Raw genomic sequence first — 18,220 nt, 5'->3', positions numbered from 1 at the left:
CTAGAAACTGGTAACTAGAAACTGGTAACTAAAAACTAAAAACTGGTAACTAGAAACTGGAAACTAAAAACTGGTAACTAAGAACTAATTACCAATTACCAATTACCAATTACTAGTTTCAAGTTACTAGTTACTAGTTACTAGTTACCAATTACCAATTACTAGTCACCAATCACCAATCACCAATCACCACGTTCACCTCCTCAACAACCCCTTACAACTCCCGTCCCGGAACTGATTTTTCAATTTATAGGAACCGAAGAGTGCTGTGGTGAAATAGTAGGTGAGATGGGCGTTGGTGTAGACGTACCAGTCCATCGCCTTGGGGTTGCCGCGTTTGGAGAAGCTGGCTTTTCCGTTTGGCAGATCAGGGTCGTTGGAAGGGTCGGAAAGGTAGAGCGCGACGGGTCCTTGTTCCTGTAACATTTGCGCTTTGTCGGGATAGCGACCGCTGACGTCGTCGAGGTAATCCGTAAACAGCCGGCGAAAGCCCGTCTCCACACCGAAGTCGAAGTTGGACGTGATCTTCACCTGGAAACCGATGCCCATTGGAATGCAGAACTGCTGCAATTTGTATGGATCGGGATAGTTGCCCGAAGAGAGGTACTGTCCTTCGGTACCGACTTTCTGCAACCGGTACGTGACGCCGTTGCGCGTGGTCTTCGGATCGAAACGGAAGTAGCCGAGACCGGCGAAGAGGTAAGGCGCGATCCGGTTGCGCTTCGAAAAGCCTTTGTTGCGCGATTCGAGTTTGTACAGGACGTGGATGCCGGCCTCGTCGATGTCGCTGAAGAAATTCAGGTTGCGGGATTCGTTTCCGGAAAACGTACCGCGCGCGTCGTCGGCCGTCACCCGTCCATGGAAAGCGGCCAGGCGAATGTGTACGCGCGAGAAGAAAAGGAAGTTGACGTGCGCACCGGCACCGAGCCGGGTAAACACCAGCGTGAAGTTGTCGTCCAGTTCGCCGATGTAATTCGTGCCGCCGGCCGAGATGCCGATGCCCATCACGCCGCGCTGTTCCTGAGCTGCGCTTCGTTGTAAGCATACCAGCAACAGCAGCAGGATCCCTGCGGCACGCGCGGCTGACCGGATGCGGTAATGGAACGACATGGAGGGCGCAGGCTGGATCAGGCGGGTAAGGCCTCGAATCGATAACCAAGTTCCGAAAAATGTCCGAGAACCCGGGGAAGCGCGTGGCGCAATCGTTCTTCGGCTTTCAGGCTGTCGTGGAAAACGATGATCGATCCCGGCCTTGCACTGCGCAACACGCGTTGCAGGCATTCGTTCGGCTGGATGCCGCGATCGTAATCCTTGCTCAAGACATCCCACATGACGATCCGGAAACGTTTGCGCAACGCCCGGATCTGCGTCAGTCGGATGCGACCGTAGGGCGGACGAAACAGCCGGGATCCGACACGGCGATCACATTCCTGAACCTCGCGCAGATAGGCGCGGGTCGGGGTGTTCCAGCCGTTGACATGATGTTCCGTGTGATTGCCTACCGTGTGACCGCCGGCCTGCAGGCGCTGCAACAGCTCGGGGTGCTTCCGGACGTTTTCGCCCACCACAAAGAAAGTCGCCTTCGCCTGATGACGCTGCAATTCCTCCAGCACCCAGGGCGTCACCTCCGGAATGGGCCCGTCGTCGAACGTCAGGTAAAGGACCTTTTCCGTGGTCTCCACCCGCCAGAGCAGCGAACGAAAGAGTTGTTGAAGCAACAGCATGGGCTGAAAACACTTCGGGTTCCGGGCCGGGCGAAAGAGTGGTCTCCTTCGTTCCGAGCCGGAACCCGAAGATAGGACGTTCCGATCAGAAGCCGGCTTTCTGTGCCTGCTCCATGAAGCGTTTCTCGATCTTGTCGGCGAGTTCCTTCTGGTTGGTTTGTTTCATCGTACCGGAAAGCGCCTGCAGGATGTACAGGGCCTGGTTCATGTCGGTATCCACCAACTTGTAATAAGGAGTGCCTTTGAGCGACAGGTAATACTCCATGTTGTTGTTGTAGATCTCCGAGATGCGTTCCGCGATGGCGTTGCCCTTGCCGATCAACTCGTTCTTGCGGTTGAGCTCCAGATCGTTGCCCGCCAGCGTATCGGTCACTCCGTAGATGCCGGCGGCACGGTAGTACAGTTCGGCAACTTTGGTCATGAAGTAGTTGTATGGAACCTGCTTGTCGGGCATGACTTCCACGCATTTGTCGAGCACCTTGATGGCGGAGTCGCGCCGACCGGCATTCATCAGCTCTTCCGCCAGGCGGGAGAAGTTGATGCGGAAGTTGGTGGTCATGCGCAGGTTGTTCTCGTCGAGGTACACGTGCTCGTCGTTCATGTTGCCGAACACGAACTTGTTCATCACGTTGTTGTACATGATGTCCTTGTTCACGCGGCCCGGAACGATGTCGGTACGCTGGTCGTTGCGGATCGGCACGATGCGGTAGGTGAGGCCTTCGAGCTGGAAGTACGGCTCGAGGTTCAGATAATTGTCGGAACCAACGGTGGTGGCGAAATAGATCGGGCGCTTCCAGTTGTTGTTGGCCAGGATGTTGAGGATCATGAGATCGTTCTTCATCAGGTAGTTGCCCGAAACGTCCCACACCATCTCCTTCACGATCTTATCGGCGTCTTCTTTCGATACGGCGCCGTTCGCCATCACCGCGGCGGAGTCGATCGTGAGCTTGATGCGTTTTCCGGGATAGTAATTGATCATCTCACCGCCCTGGGTGCGTGCCTTGGCAGCCGGATCGTCGCTGCCCATGAAATCCACGAGCTTCTTCAGTTCGATCGGCTCGGTCATGCCGCGATCGTAGAACGGAACGTAATCGCGACGGCCCAGGATGTACTTGTCCTGCGTCCAACTGATGTTGATCGGGTCGGAATCGTAATACTTGCGTCGGAGCTGGTCGATGTACCAGTCGGTATTCAGCAGGCTCAGGTTGACGACCCGCACATCCGTGCGCACGCCTTCCACCTCCTGGGCGTACCAGAGTGGAAAGGTGTCGTTGTCGCCGTTGGTGAACAGGATCGCGTTGCGTTCGCAGGATTCGAGGTAATCGACGGCGAAGTCGCGCGAGGTATAACGGTTCGAACGGTCGTGGTCGTTCCATTCGGCTTTGGCCATGACCACCGGCACGGCGAAGGTGCAGAGCAGGGTGGAGGTGAAGGCCGCCACCGTACTCGGAATGCGTTTTCGCAAAAAGTCGTAGATCGCCAGCACGCCGATACCGATCCACATCGCGTAGGCGTAGTAGGAGCCGGCATAGGCGTAATCACGCTCGCGCGGCTGTTGCGGAGTACCGTTGAGGTAAATGACGATCGCGATGCCGGTCATGAAGAACAGCAGGAACACGACCCAGGCGTCTTTGTTGTCGCGGTTGAAGTGGTAGATCAGTCCGATGATGCCGAGGATGAACGGCAGGAAGTACAGGGTGTTGCGCGCCCGGTTGTTGGTCATACTTTCGGGCAGCTTGTCCTGCGGACCGAGACGCATTTCGTCGAGGAACTTGATACCCGAAAGCCAGTTGCCTTTCGTGATGCCGCCGGGACCCTGCAGGTCGTTCTGACGTCCGACGAAGTTCCACATGAAATAACGCCAGTACATCTCGCCCAGTTGATAGACGAAGAAGAACTTCAGGTTCTCACCGAAGCTCGGCGTGCGGTCGCCTTTGACATCAGCCCACTTCTTATACTCCTGTACGTGGTTGGCCTGGTTGCTCCACATGCGCGGGAAGATGGTGGTCTTGTCGGCTTCGTACACCGCTTCCAACTTGCGGCCGGCATCCACGTACTTCGACTCACCCGGCACCTTGGCCCAGGTGCGCTCGCCTTCTTTCTGGTCAACGACTTTCGCGTTGTAGAACTGACCATAGAAGAGCGGACGATCGCCGTACTGCTCACGCTTCAGATAAGAGATGAAGCTGAAAACGTTTTCCGGATTGTTCTCGTCGAGCGGCGGGTTGGCGTTCGAGCGGATCAGGATCTGCGCGAACGAGGTGTAACCGATGAGGATGAAGACCACGCACAGGATCGAGGTGTTCCAGACCGGCAGGTCCTTGCGCTTGGTGTAGATCAGCGCCCAGGTGAGCAGGCCGACGATCAGGAGTCCGTAGAAGATGATACCCGATCCGAACGGCAGGCCCAGCGTGTTCACGAAGAACAGGTCGAAAGAGCCGGCGAGGGTGATGACTTCCTGGATGACGCCATACTGGATGAAGACCAGTGCCGCGCAACTGATGAGAAAGGTGTAGATGATCCCCTTGGTGGTCGCCTTCTGCGTTTTGCGGAAATAGATCACATAGGCAAGGGCCGGTATCGCGAGGAGGTTCAACAAGTGAACTCCCACAGAGAGGCCCATCAGGTAGGCGATCAGGATCAGCCAGCGCAGGTTGTGCTTCTCGTCGGCGACGGCGTCCCACTTGAAGATCAGCCACACGACGATCGCCGTGAAGAACGAGGAGCTGGCGTAAACTTCCCCTTCGACAGCGGAGAACCAGAATGAATCCGAGAAGGTATAGGCCAGCGCACCGACCACTCCGGCACCCATGACGGCGACGAGTTTGTCGGTCGTTACCTCACCCTTGCCGATCGTCAGCTTCCTGGAGATAGCCGTGATGGTCCAGAACAGGAAGAGGATGGTAAAGGCGCTCATCAGCGCCGACAGGATGTTCACCATCACCGGTACGTGGGCGATGTTGTCGGGTCCGCCGAAGATGATGAACACGCGCGCGAGGAGCAGGAAGAAAGGAGCGCCCGGCGGGTGACCGACTTCGAGTTTGTGGGCGGTGGCGATGAACTCGCCGCAATCCCAAAAGGATCCGGTAGGCTCGATGGTCGAGATGTAAACGTAGGAAGCGATCAGGAAGACCAGCCAGCCCACCAGGTTGTTGATGCGGTTATAATTCATGGAATTTGAATTCGTTGGGAGCAAAAAGAAGTGCGTGCGAAGGTAAAAATTTTAAGGAAGGAAGCCTTTTTAAGGTGAATTTGGGACATCGGTTAATCTCCCGGATTTCCCAAAATGAGAGGAATGCAACAAGGTGGCAGTTGAAGGCGCAAATGGGGCTGCTTTTTCGTCTGTCAATGGCAAAAAGTAGGTTTGAAAATGAATGGTTGGAAAGGGTGGGCACCTACTTTCATTGTAAGGTAAACAACTGTTTATCATTTTTTTACATTTGCCGCCGCCGTATACTTTGAAAAGTTCCCGCAGGCGCGGGAAACCTCAAAGTTCGACACATGAATAACATCCTACGCAACATACTCCGGTTGATCATCCTGGCCGCTCTGCTCACGGCAGCGGCCTGGCCGTCGATGGCGGTCAACCCGGTTTACATGGGTACGCTTCCTGCCCAGGTGAATGAGTCCTCCGGACTTTCGTTCACCGGCGGTTCCAGCTTCTGGACGCACAACGACGGGTACGGCGATAACAACCTCTACAAGGTCTCCAATACCGGAACGCTTTCACGCACCGTCACCGTGCTGAACGCGGTGAACGACGATTGGGAAGACCTCTGCCACGATGTTTCGCGCACCTGGTTGTACATCGGTGATTTCGGTAATAACGATTGTGACCGGACCAACCTCCGGATCTACCGGGTACCGTATCCGTCCTATGTCTCTGGTACGACGGTAACGGCGGAGGAGATCAGCTTCACCTTTCCGGACCAGCATGCGTTCCCGTCTCCCTGGATGAACTTTGATGTGGAAGCCTTCTTTCATTTCAACGGCCACCTGTACCTGTTCACCAAAGCGGACGGCGACGCGATCGGTTACACGAAGATGTACCGCTTGTCCGACGATCCCGGCTCGTATAGCGCGACGCTTGTCGACAGCTTTTACACCAACGACCGCACGACCTCGGCGGATATCAGTCCCGACGGCAGCAGCGTCATTCTCATTGCCAACACGCGTATCCACCTGTTCCGCGGTTTCAGTGGCGATGATTTCTTCGGCGGTCAGCATACCCTGATCAGCATCAACGGCACCTGGGCACAGCGCGAGGCCGTCAGCTTCTGGAGCAACAACGAGATTTATCTCTCGAATGAAGACGCCGGCGACGGCAACGAACTCGATTACATCGACCTCAGTCCGTGGATCCCGGCGATGACCACCGGCTTGTCGCACATCAACGAGAGCGTCGACTTCTCGGTCTATCCCAATCCTGCGCGCAACTTCCTCCAGGCGAACGTCGGGAACATCAACGGCAGCCTGTTGTTCGAACTCTACGACCTCACGGGCAAAGCCGTCCGCACCCTTCGCCGCGAAAGCGCCACGGAACAACTCCGCATGGACGTAGCCGATCTCCCGCAGGGCGTCTACTTCTGCAAGCTCTTTCTCGACAACCGCGAACTCGGCAGCAAACGCGTGTTGATCAGCCGATAAACAGTTCCTCCAACGATATCAAAGCCCGCCGAATGGTGGGCTTTTTTCGTTTCAGAGCACGGCCATTGTGATGAAACGGGACGAGGGACGTGGGGCGAGGGACGAATGGCGAAGGTTATTCGTGTGGTTATGGGAAGTCTTCAGCATTTACCTATTGAAACGGGACAAGGGACGAGCGACGAATTACGGAGGTAATTCATACTGTCAAGGGAATTCTTCGTCATTCATTCTTGTAGCTGAATAGCGTGATACAACCAAACCTCACTTCGTCACCCGCCCCACATCGCTCGTCCCTCGGTCTCGTCCCACGTCCCTCGGTCTCGGTCTCGTCCCTCGGTCCCGGTCTCGCTCCTCGCAACTACTTCCCACGTCCCACGCCCCCCGTCCCTCGTCCCACGTCCCTCGGTCACGGTCTCGCTCCTCGCAACTACTTCCCCTGTCCCTCGTCCCCCGTCCCTCGGTCACGGTCTCGCTCCTCGCAACTACTTCCCACGTCCCTCGTCCCTCCCTTTCCCTATCTTTGCCACCCCATGAGCACCCACGAACGCGCCCACCAGGACGAGGCCAACAACGTTACGTATCAGCGATGTCAGTTCGCGTATGAATTCGCCGTACCCTACATCACAGGCAAAGATGTACTGGATGTCGGCTGTGGCAATGCTTACGGAACGGCTCTGATGGCGCGTTCGGCCCGGAACATACAAGGCGTCGATTACGACGCGGCCACGGTGGCCGATAACGCGCAGCGTTACAGTTCGATCACCAACCTCTCGTTCCGACAGGGAGCGGTGCCGCCCTTGCCTTTTCCGGACCAGTCGTTCGATGTGGTGACGGCCTTTCAGTTCATCGAGCACATCGAGAAGCGGAAGGAGTTTCTGGCCGAGTGCCTGCGCGTCCTGCGCCCCGGAGGGCGACTGTTGGTCACGACTCCGAACGTGAAGAAGTCGCTCGCGCGGAATCCGTTCCACGTGCACGAGTACACCTTCGACGAAATGCGTTCGGAGATCGGTTCGCTCACGAAGCAGTTCGAGTTGAAAGGGCTCAACGGCAACGAGAAAGTGAACACCTACTACGCGGAGAACGGCAAGTTCGTGCGCATGATCCTGCGCTTCGACATCTTCGGACTGCACAAGATCCTGCCGGCCTCCTGGTTGACGGCGCCCTACAACCTGATCACGAACCTGATGCGGAACAAGCTGAAGGACAAGGTGAAGCAGACGGTCGACATCTCCACCCGCGATTTTCACCTGCAGGACAACGCGCTCGACGACACCTGGGATATCTACCTCATTGGCACTCGCCAATAGGAGGAATCAGCGAAAAAGGGCGTTTTTTCGCAAAAAATTGCCCTCCACCTGCTTGGATTTCAAACCATTTATTACCTTTGCGCTCCCATTGATTGACCCGTGGTGTAACGGTAGCACTACAGATTTTGATTCTGTCTGTTAAGGTTCGAATCCTTACGGGTCAACCAAATTCCTCATAAAGCCCTGATAGTCAACACTAATCAGGGCTTTTATTTTGACAGGGGAATGTATAGGGGAATGTAAAATCCCCTTTTTTCTTTTCGTTAACCCTGATTACGACCTTACTTTTTCCCGGCGCGGGTCTTACTTTCACCTTCCGCCGCCCATGAGTTCCAAAGTCAACTATCACCGCTACGACCTTTTGCTACCTGCGATCATCGACGGGGCGAAAAGGATCTTTCAGGATCCGGCCAACCGCTATTCGGAGATGGTTCGCGAGCGGCAAGTAGCAAAGCTTGAATTGCTGAAGGAGGTGGTCCTTGATGAGTTCGGCCTGGATCCTCAGGCCGCGAGCCTGCCACTGAGGGTGATCACCCCGGAATCCGTGAACTATCCCCACTGGTTAGCCTTGCGCCTGTCCGTTGAGCCGCCGGTAAAGGTCCGGTTCATCCTCGACCATCATCTGGAGCAATACCATCAGGACAGCGACGAATCCCGGAATCAGTTTCTGAAGTTGGTCGAGTTCCGATTGATGGATTACGTACACCACTGGAACACACCGGATACAGACCAACGCACCCGGTACATGGCGGATTGGCTCCGGGATCAGAGACAAGAAGCGGTTATCGCGCCCAAGCCCGGAACCGTGAAGGATCGTTTGCACTACTGGCCTCATCCACCTGCAAAACTGGAGCGGTTGTACGAATACCTTCTGGATCATGCATTGATCGCGGAGAATCCTTACTTCATGGATTCCTTCCGTGACTATAATGTGAACCCTAAGCATGCTACACCTTGGCTGGGTGAGAAAAAAATACTCGTAGGACTTTTTTTCAAGCTGAATCGCTTTAGAAGAGATTATAAAGCGGAGCCAATACACCTGGTAGTGATGAAGCTGTTCAGGGATAAGTCCGCTGAACCCTTAAAGCAGGAAAGCATGAGCCAGACGCTACGCACCTATAGTTACGATTTCGAAAATGGTACGAAGTTGAATGCACAAACATCAGCTCTTTTCGATTTCGTTGACCGGCTGGAATTGTTTGTGTGATTTTGATAGTCAATCAGTAAAGTGTTTTTTGAATTGTCAATTTGATTCGGATTGGTTTTTTCAAATTGACTTGGCGGTCCTGATGATCGACTTTCGAGCTGACATTCAGCAAGCTCGGACTTTGGATAATCGGCTTCTCATTCTCCAGCTCACACGCGAAGAGCTCCAGCACCTGATCGAAACGGCGATCACCACTGCGCTCGCCGCCGTCGGTACGAACCAGAAAGAGGACCGCATCTTGAGCCGGAGGGAGATCGCGGAGTTGTTCGGCGTTTCTCTCACCACCATCAACGCCTGGTGCAGGAGCGGAAAGCTAAAGCGGCGGTATATGGGAGCCAAAGTCTACTTTTTGATGTCGGAAGTAGTCGCCCTGCTGAAGAAAAATTGAAACTGCCTGCTATCATGGTCTATCCTGGCCTCTCCTTATCATTTAACGAGAATCCCGCCATGGACCGCTACCTGGCGCTACCTTACCCCGGTCCTCTCGATGCGTACATGAACTACTACTTCGGAATCCACACCCTGACAGAATACCGCGATATGTTGCGGGCTTGTAACGGTGCACAACCCAACCTGGTCTTGTGTGATCGTCCGGTATTTCCTGAGATAACGCTAAGCAACGATACGGCCGATCATTGCATGGAGGAGGCCTATGCTGCCGCCTTCGCCAATGCGGTCACCCTTTATACCGCCTACCAGGATTCGGTTCGGGGAATTTTCCGTAGCAACTATGTCGACCATTGTTCCCGTAAGTTGGAAGAGGAATACACGGTTACCGGACCCAGCAGCGAGTATCATTTCACCCTCTATTATTATGACCAGGCGGGGAACCTGACCATGACCGTTCCGCCGGCCGGAGTACAACTGCTGGATGCAACCCAAAGCAGCCAGGCTGCAGCGCATCGGGTAAATCCCGGCATATCCGAAATCTATCCTGCTCACACATTACGAACGCAATATTATTACAACAGCTTCAACCAGGTCGTCAGACAGCAAACACCCGATGCCGGCACAACATTCTTCTGGTACGACCGTCTCGGTCGTCTGGTCGTATCGCAGAATGCCGAACAATCCACCACCGACCATTACAGCTATACCCGCTATGACAACCTCGGCCGGATCCGGGAAGTGGGCAAGATCCATCAGCCGACGACGGCAATGACCGATGCCATCAGCAGTAGTCAATCCGGCACGGATGCCTGGATCGCCGCGGTAAGTACTGCCGATCGTACGGAAGTGACGCGGACCTACTACGATGAGTCGCTTCTGCCTGCTTCGGTGCTGGAACCCACCAACCTGCGTAACCGTGTTGCCAGCGTAACCTATTCCGATGTGTACGATCCGGATGATGCAAGCTATGACGCAGCCACACATTACTCCTACGACGTAGCCGGGAATGTGCATGCCCTGATTCAGGAAAACCGCAGCCTGGCAATTGCAGACCGGCAGTTCAAGCGGATCGACTACGACTACGACCTGGTCAGCGGTAAGGTGAATGTGGTGTATTATCAGCGCGATTCGCTGGACCAATTCATCCACAAGTATCGGTACGATGCGAACCTGCGCCTGACGGAAGTGACGACCAGTCGTGACGGCATCTTGTGGGAGCGCGACGCCCGTTACGAGTACTACCTGCATGGCCCCTTGTACCGCACCGAGTTGGGCGAGTACCAGGTCCAGGGGCTGGACTACGCCTATACACTGCAGGGCTGGATCAAATCCATGAACTCCTCTATGAGTACCCCCTGGCACGACATGGGCCAGGACGGACTTCCTGGCTCAGCCAATCCGCAATTCGGACGTGATGCGTTCTCCTATTCGCTGGGTTATCACGATGGCGACTACGAGCCGATCGGACAAGTTTCACCGGTGGCCGGCAACTTCAACGAGGGGAACTCACTATACAATGGCAACATCCGGCATGCGGTTTATGATTTTGGGAAGAACCTGGATCCGCTGGGATATTCATACCGGTACGACCAGCTGAACCGGCTGGTGGGTAAACAAACCTATCACAATTGGTGGAACCGGGCCGACAACCTCTTCGTGACCGGAGGGACGCAGGACAAGCGTTACGATGAAGGCTTGTCGTATGATCCTAACGGGAATATCCTGGAATACCTCAGAAATGGGGTGGACGAAGCACCCATGGTCCTGGATATGGACAGCCTCCATTACCACTACGATGCAGGCACGAACCGGCTGAACCACGTCACAGACGGGGTAAATTCGGCCAATTATGCCGAAGACCTTGATTCTCAATCGCCGAATAACTATACTTACGATGGCAACGGCAACCTGACCGGGGATGTCTCGGAGGGTTTGACGATGTATTGGAACAATTACGGCAAGCTGGATTCGTTGAAGAACACGAACAAATCAATCGCCATGAAGTTCCGCTACGACCCGATGGGCAACCGGATCGAGAAACGATTGTACCATCTGGACGGCAGCGGATCGGTTATTCGTCAGAGCGCCACGCACTATGTACGGGACGCGCAGGGAAATCCGTTGGCGGTATATGATCTCTTGGGCGGAGATACCATTGTCCTTAGCGAGTTTAATTTATACGGCACTAATCGCCTGGGCATGCTGACCACAGCGGATACGCTGGTATGTGCAACCTGCACCACCGCGACGGCTCCATCTGTCTACCTGAGTCCTGTGGGAAATAAACGCTATGAGCTGAGTAATCACCTCGGTAACGTCATGACAGTCATCAGTGACAAGCCGGTTCCGATCGATACGACCAGTGATGGATTGTGGGATTATTTTAATGCTTCCATGATTTCTGCGACTGATTATTATCCCGGCGGGATGTTGATGCCCGGGCGAGTTTTCAACTCAACATCATATACTTACGGTTATCAGGGGCAGTTAAAAACGGATGAAGTCTACGGTTCTGGAAATCTCTATTCATTTGAGTTTAGGGAAGAAGACCCAAGATTAATTCGCTTCTGGTCACCGGATCCTTTAGAATCAAGTTATCCGGGATGGAGTCCTTATACATTCTCTCAAAATAGGTTGATTGACGCGATTGAGTTTGAGGGATTGGAAGCCCATGTACTTAATCAAGATGATAAAGGGAATTTTAGTTTAACTTACGATTGGAATGCTAAACCATTGGAGAACCCTACAGAACAAGTTTACTTTAATGGGCAAGCAGCCAATGTATCGGATTTATCTAAACAATACAATATTCAGTTATTTGATCCTATTGCTTTTCCAAAGGAAAAACTGGGAAGCGAAGATTATTATAAATTCAGGTATGAGGATGTTTCTATAAGAACCGGATTGACAAGGGACGCTGAAGAAATACCAGATTATTATATGGAATATGGGGACGTAAATATCAGATTATTCAAAGGGGAAACGTACTCTAAAGTGTCTGATGCTGGTAAGAGTTTTATTGACAAGGCAGCAGTAGGTTTACAGGGAGCCATTGAAAATAAATTTAGTTCGTTTAAGGAAAAAGGTGCTGCTGCAAGATTTGAATTAGGAGGTAACTTCAGAGGTTTTGCCTTCCAGTCTCATGCACCTGTTTACGCAAGAGCAGGATTTTTAGGATTAGATTTTTTGGATAAGACATATGTCGGCCTCACGCCACCCCTTCGCCATATTACAAGTGATGAAGGTATGCAGCAGGTAAGAACCATGATGACCCTACAGATGAAATATTATAAAGATAATCCGGATGTGTTGGGAATCCACTTGTTGAAGTATCAGTATCAGAAATACGAGATACAAAGAGCAATATTCGAGAAAGGAATAAAGGAAATCACAAGATGATCTCATCTTACACAGATAGAGAATAGTATGAAAGATGGAGAGATTTATGTTATCGATATTGCTAACGGTTTTATTAATGGCTTGTGTGCCGATGAACAATAATGACTTTTGGAGGGAAATAAGATTTGATGTCAAACCAGAGGAACAAAGTGTCAAAGCACTGCATCATGTGGGGGACTCCATTATTTTTTTAATAGGCGCTAAAGCCATTGCCCCCACAAATTGGGATTTAAAAACTGATCGCCCTTTTTTTCGCATTTCTACCGATGGCGGAAAATCATGGAAAGAAAAAACTGATTTTGACTGCAATTCCTTGAATGAGATACTGTTTTTCAATGACATTGTGATTATCATTGATGGATGGATAAATCATGAATATCATAGGGACGGCTCACTGTACAGCGACATTGCACATAAATATTATAAGTTTTATATAGCAGAAAACAAATGGGAAGAGTTAAAAATAACAGATGAGAGAATAAGCGGCTTATCCGAAATTATTTCTAGTGAGATTTACATTGCAGGAAACAAACAAAGAGATGAAAGCCAGCCTTATTTTTATTTGGTAACTCGGGATGGAGGGAAAAATTGGATAGAACATTCTTTACCCTTTCATATGTGGGATCATTTTTATGAGAAATGTGTACAGGGAAATAAACTATGGGGTATCCGGTTTAAATATATAGAAGGAAAAACCACCCAGCACCTTTTGGTATCCATCAACCTTGATACATGGGAAGTAATTGACGAAATACCTCTTGGAACCCTTCATGACTATACTGATGAAAAGGGAAAAAGTAGGAGAGCCAATACTCATGAAATAACCAAAATAGTAGCTCAAGATGAAACCCTTTACCTTTTAGGCAAGGATGAAACCAAAAACATGGGGCATATATGGAAGATGAATGTTAACGATAAAAAAATAGAGGTACAGGAGAACTTTGAGCTAACGAAAGACCAATCCCCTATTGAATTGTTTATCCACAAAGACAAGTTCATAGTAGTTTATATGGATATGACAAATTTTATCCCGACTTATATCCTGCTTTATAAGAAGTTCAATGAAAAATCCTGGCACAAAGAGAACTTCCCTTACTTTACCGATGCGTCTTGTATAAGTTTTAACAATGGAGTGCTAATGGGTATAGCAGAGGGTAACAAGATTTATTACAGAGAATTTTGATTTACTTTCTCTACGCTTTACTGGTTCTGTAATCTCTGAGATAAGCATCCATCACGTTAAAGAAATCAGTTTGTTTAGGGATTTGCAGCTTTATTATTTCATATAGTCTTTCAAGCAAATCGATATCCATCACAAGTAATGAAGATTTGCTGACCAAAAAAATCTAAAGACACTTCCAGCGCTTCTGGAGTCATGAGAGCAATCTTCACTGATGGCATCATATCGCCACACTCGTAACAGCCAACATTGGTGACTCCTCTACCATTACAACACCGGCGTCAACCGGCTGAACCACGTCACAGACGGGGTAAATTCGGCCAATTATGCCGAAGACCTTGATTCTCAATCGCCGAATAACTATACTTACGATGGCAACGGCAACCTGATCGGGGATGTCACGGAGGGTTTGACGATGTATTGGAACAATTACGGCAAGCTGGATTCGTTGAAGAACACGAACAAATCAATCGCCATGAAGTTCCGCTACGACCCGATGGGCAACCGGATCGAGAAACGATTGTACCACCTGGACGGCAGCGGATCGGTTATCCGCCAGAGTGCAACGCATTACGTGCGGGACGCGCAGGGAAATCCGTTGGCGGTATATAATCTCTTGGGCGGGGATACACTGGTGGTGAATGAGTTCAATCTCTATGGAAGCAACCGGTTGGGCATGCTTACCACATCGGATACGCTGGTATGTGCAACCTGCACCACCGCGACGGCTCCAGCTGTCTACCTGAGTCCTGTGGGAAATAAACGCTATGAGCTGAGCAATCACCTCGGTAACGTCATGACAGTCATTAGTGACAAGCCGGTTCCGATCGATACGACCAGTGATGGATTGTGGGATTATTTTAATGCTTTCGTGGTTTCTGCGACGGATTATTATCCCTTCGGGATGGGGATGCCGGGGAGGAGCTCACTACCTGAGCCTAATTATAGGTTTGGTCACAGCGGCAAAGAGGGACTTGGTTCAGGTAGTACTCAGCTAATGTACTTTGGGCATCGCATTTTCGATAATAGAATTAGCAGGTGGGTTTCGCCCGATCCTTTTGCTTCGCTATATCCAACACTTAGTAGTTATTGTGGGATGGGAAACACTCCTACAAAACTTGTTGACAAGGATGGTGGACGTCTCTGGCTAAGTGGTGAAAATGCAGAGTCTGACATTCGTTTGCTGGTGCAAACCAAGTATCAAGATCGAATTAGTTTTACTGCTGATGGTGAACTACTTGTTAACTTAACCGCTTCAGCTGTAACCCCTGTTTTAAAACAAAATGAGGATGAAGGTCTACTTTTGCTTTACAACCTTGCTAGTGCAGAAGAAAATTACATGTATATGAGCGCGAATAGACACATTCAATTAGTCAATGCTGCCGGCAATCTCTCAACGCCGAAATATGACTTACTAGGTATTTCAGAAAATGGTATTTATAGTTGGTCGAAAACCAAGATGCAGCCGAATACACTAGGAGAATGGAAAACATGGTTTCAGAATACACCGTCAAGCAAACAACATAGACCCAAAGTGGATGAATCCTCAAGAAAATACGATGGAATCGTTGTGATTTCAGCTATTGCTAGTTTTGTTGATGACTACGGAGCCAAACCTCGGGGATCAATTGTATTTCATGAATTATTTGAAAATTATCAAAGAACTACGAATCGACAACCATGGGGAGTGCCAAAGTTTGATTCGAAAGGTAACGCAATTGAATTGGGCATCCATGATTATGTATATGACTATAGTTACAAAAATGGTGCGCATCAACTTGCAAGCGAAGCAGAAGAAAGATACTATAGCAGATCCGCACAACCTGGAGTCGCTGATATAGAGTAAGTTATATGCATAATTATTTATTTTCAATGCACTCTACTCGATTTATATTAATATTATCTTTTATTTACTCATCTGTTTGCCAAGGGCATAACCCTATATTATTTAATATTACTGATGAATGTATTAATATACAATTGTCTGATTATAATATATTAAATGGCTCATTTCATTTGGAAATAAATTCAACTTGTGATGAGTACACTTATTATATTCCTATTGGTTGGGAAGCTCAAGAAGTCGAAAGTGACTCAATCAAGTATGTCTTTATTGATAATTTATCAAGTTCTGAGCCAGCAAGGTACAATCAGATTACAACATTCAAAATAGATAAATCGAGTAAATACACTGCAGATATAGCGGCTAAAAATATTAAACCATTTACCAATTGTGATAGCAATGTTGTTGTCAAATTTGTAATGAATCAAATTAAAAGAGCAAACAATGATACGAATCCAGTTATTAGCAAGTTAGATCAGTACATATATATAAATACAGATATATTTTTGGAAAATTCTAGGCAACTAATTTTAGAGGTTCCTGCCAGAATTAAACGATAATAAAGATATCTGGACAAATATATATTTTTTCTATATGAATAAAGATGCTAATATAATTTTAATTACGACCCGATGGGCAACCGGATCGAGAAACGGCAGTACCACCTGGTCGGCAGCGGATCGGTTATCCGCCAGAGTGCAACGCATTACGTGCGGGACGCGCAGGGAAATTCGTTGGCGATATATAATCTCTTGGGCGGGGATACAATCGTCCTTAGCGAGTTTAATATATACGGCACTAATCGCCTGGGCATGCTTACCACAGCAGACACTTTGGTATGTGCAACCTGCACTACCGCGACGGCTCCATCTGTCTACCTGAGTCCTGTGGGAAATAAACGCTATGAGCTGAGCAATCACCTCAGTAACGTCATGACAGTCATCAGTGACAAGCCGGTTCCGATCGATACGACCAGTGATGGTTTGTGGGATTATTTTAATGCTTCCGTGGTTTCTGCGACTGATTATTATCCCTTCGGGATGGGGATGCCGGGAAGAGCGTTCAGTTCGTCAAACTATAGATTTGGGTTTAATAAGAAAGAGACTGACAATATGAACGGAGTTGCAAGTATGCAAGACTATGGAAATAGATACTACTCGGTATTAACTTCCAGATTTTGCAGTTCTGATCCCATATGCGAGCAATACCCGGAATTATCACCGTATCAATTTTCATCTTTAAACCCCATTCTGAATATCGATCTTGACGGGTTAGAGGGTTATAATGCCGCCAATAGCAGTTGGATAACAAGCCCAACAAATGAAACTGGAACTGCTATTCCTATAACTAGCGACATTTATTCGCAAGTGAAGCTTTGGTATGAGACCAGCGGTTTACGCGGAGTAAAACCTAGAAGTGGTTACTCATACATTTATATGCCTTATGCAGACCCCGAACATCCAGAAGTTAGAGGAATGAATGGAGTAAATGGGCAAAATGGATTTATGGGCTACTGGTATGCTGAAAAACTTGAGAGCAAAGTAGAAAGGCGCAGGAAGCCTGAAATAGTGAAACCAGTATCAGGTTGGGGTGGTTCTACCAATAGTATAATTGCTGATTATAATGACTTAACTTCTGGAGCAAATTCCTTAGTTAATAAGATTCAATTACTCATCAACTCAAATCAAGAAGAGTATCGTCAAACAAGGGAAGACGTAAAAAGAATCAATGTCGGACTTGCAACGGATGCGTATACTCGCTACAGTGAACGAATATTACATTTACTTTCTAAATTTTATCCAAATGCTACGGTTAACATAGACAAGATCAACAGTGAAATTGATAGCAAGAATGATATTTCGATATACTACGAGGGAGAATCGCAAATTAAAGTAGATTAACATTTATGTTGAAGTGTTTTATTCTATTGAGTTACATTTACTGTATTTTCAATGGTGATGTCCAAGATTATACAGACACAAAAGTATTTTGGAGTCCTCATATCAATCTAAGTTGGAATATGTTTACTGTCAGAAGTGATCCCAAAGACATTTCAGGCCAAAATTTTAGCGCTGCTGTTTATGTGAATTTTGAATATTCAACAAGAAAAGTGGACTCTTTGATTTATGTCACTAGTAGAGCTTATATGTTACCAACCGAATCCTGGAGGCTCCAGTCTGATTCATCCTTGTATGGATTAATTCATGAACAAGGGCATTTTAATATCGCAGAAGTCTCTGTACGCAAGTTTAGAGAACTTTGTGCTGATATTGAACCCTTAACCTATTTTGAAGCGATAAAATTACTATATACTTATTCTAATAGATGTCAGCAGTTTCAAGATTCACTACATGAAGCGTATGATTTAGAAACTAACCATAGTCTCAGTCGGGATAATCAATCGTTGTGGAATAATAGAATAGACTCGATGTTAGCTCATTCTATGGACTTTTGTGATAGCCTAGTCATTATTACAACGTTTCGATAAATATTCAGAACATATTGCTTGGTAAAATAGTTAAT

At 49.1% G+C, this 18,220-nt stretch carries 12 protein-coding genes and 1 tRNA gene; 10 read left to right on the top strand and 3 right to left on the bottom strand.

Annotated elements, in window-relative coordinates; all coding sequences use genetic code 11:
• Positions 1-195: 195 nt before the first annotated feature.
• The 3 genes from IPJ96_14725 to IPJ96_14715 all read right to left on the bottom strand — a co-directional run bounded on the left by IPJ96_14725 (position 196) and on the right by IPJ96_14715 (position 4,896).
• Positions 196-1,110 carry a hypothetical protein gene (locus IPJ96_14725; protein ID MBK7911569.1) on the bottom strand — a complete coding sequence of 305 codons (915 nt, stop codon included), beginning with the start codon at positions 1,108-1,110 and terminating at the stop codon, positions 196-198.
• Between the two features lie 17 nt (positions 1,111-1,127).
• A complete protein-coding gene (locus tag IPJ96_14720) occupies positions 1,128-1,724 on the bottom strand; it encodes a polysaccharide deacetylase family protein (protein ID MBK7911568.1) in 597 nt (198 codons plus the stop codon).
• Between the two features lie 85 nt (positions 1,725-1,809).
• Positions 1,810-4,896 carry a DUF2723 domain-containing protein gene (locus tag IPJ96_14715; protein ID MBK7911567.1) on the bottom strand — a complete coding sequence of 1,029 codons (3,087 nt, stop codon included), beginning with the start codon at positions 4,894-4,896 and terminating at the stop codon, positions 1,810-1,812.
• 329 nt (positions 4,897-5,225) lie between these two features.
• Here IPJ96_14715 and IPJ96_14710 point away from each other — a divergent pair, with 329 nt between their 5' ends.
• From IPJ96_14710 to IPJ96_14665, 10 genes are all read left to right on the top strand, one after another.
• Positions 5,226-6,371 carry a T9SS type A sorting domain-containing protein gene (locus tag IPJ96_14710; GenBank protein ID MBK7911566.1) on the top strand — a complete coding sequence of 382 codons (1,146 nt, stop codon included), beginning with the start codon at positions 5,226-5,228 and terminating at the stop codon, positions 6,369-6,371.
• Between the two features lie 530 nt (positions 6,372-6,901).
• The gene (locus IPJ96_14705; protein ID MBK7911565.1) at positions 6,902-7,678 is read left to right on the top strand and encodes a class I SAM-dependent methyltransferase; all 777 of its coding nucleotides are present in this window, start codon (positions 6,902-6,904) and stop codon (positions 7,676-7,678) included.
• Between the two features lie 93 nt (positions 7,679-7,771).
• Positions 7,772-7,845: transfer RNA gene (locus IPJ96_14700), tRNA-Gln, on the top strand.
• Between the two features lie 158 nt (positions 7,846-8,003).
• On the top strand, positions 8,004-8,885 hold the full coding sequence (locus IPJ96_14695; protein MBK7911564.1) for a hypothetical protein: 882 nt from the start codon (positions 8,004-8,006) through the stop codon (positions 8,883-8,885).
• Between the two features lie 121 nt (positions 8,886-9,006).
• Positions 9,007-9,273 carry a helix-turn-helix domain-containing protein gene (locus IPJ96_14690; GenBank protein MBK7911563.1) on the top strand — a complete coding sequence of 89 codons (267 nt, stop codon included), beginning with the start codon at positions 9,007-9,009 and terminating at the stop codon, positions 9,271-9,273.
• A 14-nt stretch (positions 9,274-9,287) separates the two neighbouring features.
• Positions 9,288-12,674 carry an RHS repeat protein gene (locus tag IPJ96_14685; protein ID MBK7911562.1) on the top strand — a complete coding sequence of 1,129 codons (3,387 nt, stop codon included), beginning with the start codon at positions 9,288-9,290 and terminating at the stop codon, positions 12,672-12,674.
• 46 nt (positions 12,675-12,720) lie between these two features.
• Positions 12,721-13,857 (top strand): hypothetical protein, encoded by a 1,137-nt coding sequence (locus IPJ96_14680; protein ID MBK7911561.1) that lies wholly within the window; start codon positions 12,721-12,723, stop codon positions 13,855-13,857.
• A 472-nt stretch (positions 13,858-14,329) separates the two neighbouring features.
• Positions 14,330-15,700, top strand: coding sequence for a hypothetical protein (locus IPJ96_14675; GenBank protein ID MBK7911560.1), 1,371 nt, complete (start codon positions 14,330-14,332; stop codon positions 15,698-15,700).
• A gap of 26 nt (positions 15,701-15,726) precedes the next feature.
• Complete coding sequence (locus IPJ96_14670) at positions 15,727-16,257, top strand: hypothetical protein (protein MBK7911559.1); 531 nt, start codon at positions 15,727-15,729, stop codon at positions 16,255-16,257.
• Positions 16,258-16,329: 72 nt separating this feature from the next.
• Positions 16,330-17,598 carry a hypothetical protein gene (locus tag IPJ96_14665; GenBank protein MBK7911558.1) on the top strand — a complete coding sequence of 423 codons (1,269 nt, stop codon included), beginning with the start codon at positions 16,330-16,332 and terminating at the stop codon, positions 17,596-17,598.
• Positions 17,599-18,220: the final 622 nt, after the last annotated feature.

It is taken from the genome of Bacteroidota bacterium (genome assembly GCA_016713765.1).
Lineage (GTDB): Bacteria > Bacteroidota > Bacteroidia > AKYH767-A > 2013-40CM-41-45 > Pollutiaquabacter > Pollutiaquabacter aromativorans.
This window is presented reverse-complemented; position numbering and strand designations above follow the sequence as displayed.

Bases quoted from the DNA above. Each gene is read 5' to 3' on its own strand.
- IPJ96_14675 (MBK7911560.1), top strand. From the start codon at position 14,330: ATGAAGTTCCGCTACGACCCGATGGGCAACCGGATCGAGAAACGATTG.
- IPJ96_14720 (MBK7911568.1), bottom strand. From the start codon at position 1,724: ATGCTGTTGCTTCAACAACTCTTTCGTTCGCTGCTCTGGCGGGTGGAG.
- IPJ96_14725 (MBK7911569.1), bottom strand. From the start codon at position 1,110: ATGTCGTTCCATTACCGCATCCGGTCAGCCGCGCGTGCCGCAGGGATC.
- IPJ96_14685 (MBK7911562.1), top strand. From the start codon at position 9,288: ATGGTCTATCCTGGCCTCTCCTTATCATTTAACGAGAATCCCGCCATG.
- IPJ96_14710 (MBK7911566.1), top strand. From the start codon at position 5,226: ATGAATAACATCCTACGCAACATACTCCGGTTGATCATCCTGGCCGCT.
- IPJ96_14695 (MBK7911564.1), top strand. From the start codon at position 8,004: ATGAGTTCCAAAGTCAACTATCACCGCTACGACCTTTTGCTACCTGCG.
- IPJ96_14670 (MBK7911559.1), top strand. From the start codon at position 15,727: ATGCACTCTACTCGATTTATATTAATATTATCTTTTATTTACTCATCT.
- IPJ96_14680 (MBK7911561.1), top strand. From the start codon at position 12,721: ATGTTATCGATATTGCTAACGGTTTTATTAATGGCTTGTGTGCCGATG.
- IPJ96_14715 (MBK7911567.1), bottom strand. From the start codon at position 4,896: ATGAATTATAACCGCATCAACAACCTGGTGGGCTGGCTGGTCTTCCTG.
- IPJ96_14705 (MBK7911565.1), top strand. From the start codon at position 6,902: ATGAGCACCCACGAACGCGCCCACCAGGACGAGGCCAACAACGTTACG.
- IPJ96_14665 (MBK7911558.1), top strand. From the start codon at position 16,330: ATGGGCAACCGGATCGAGAAACGGCAGTACCACCTGGTCGGCAGCGGA.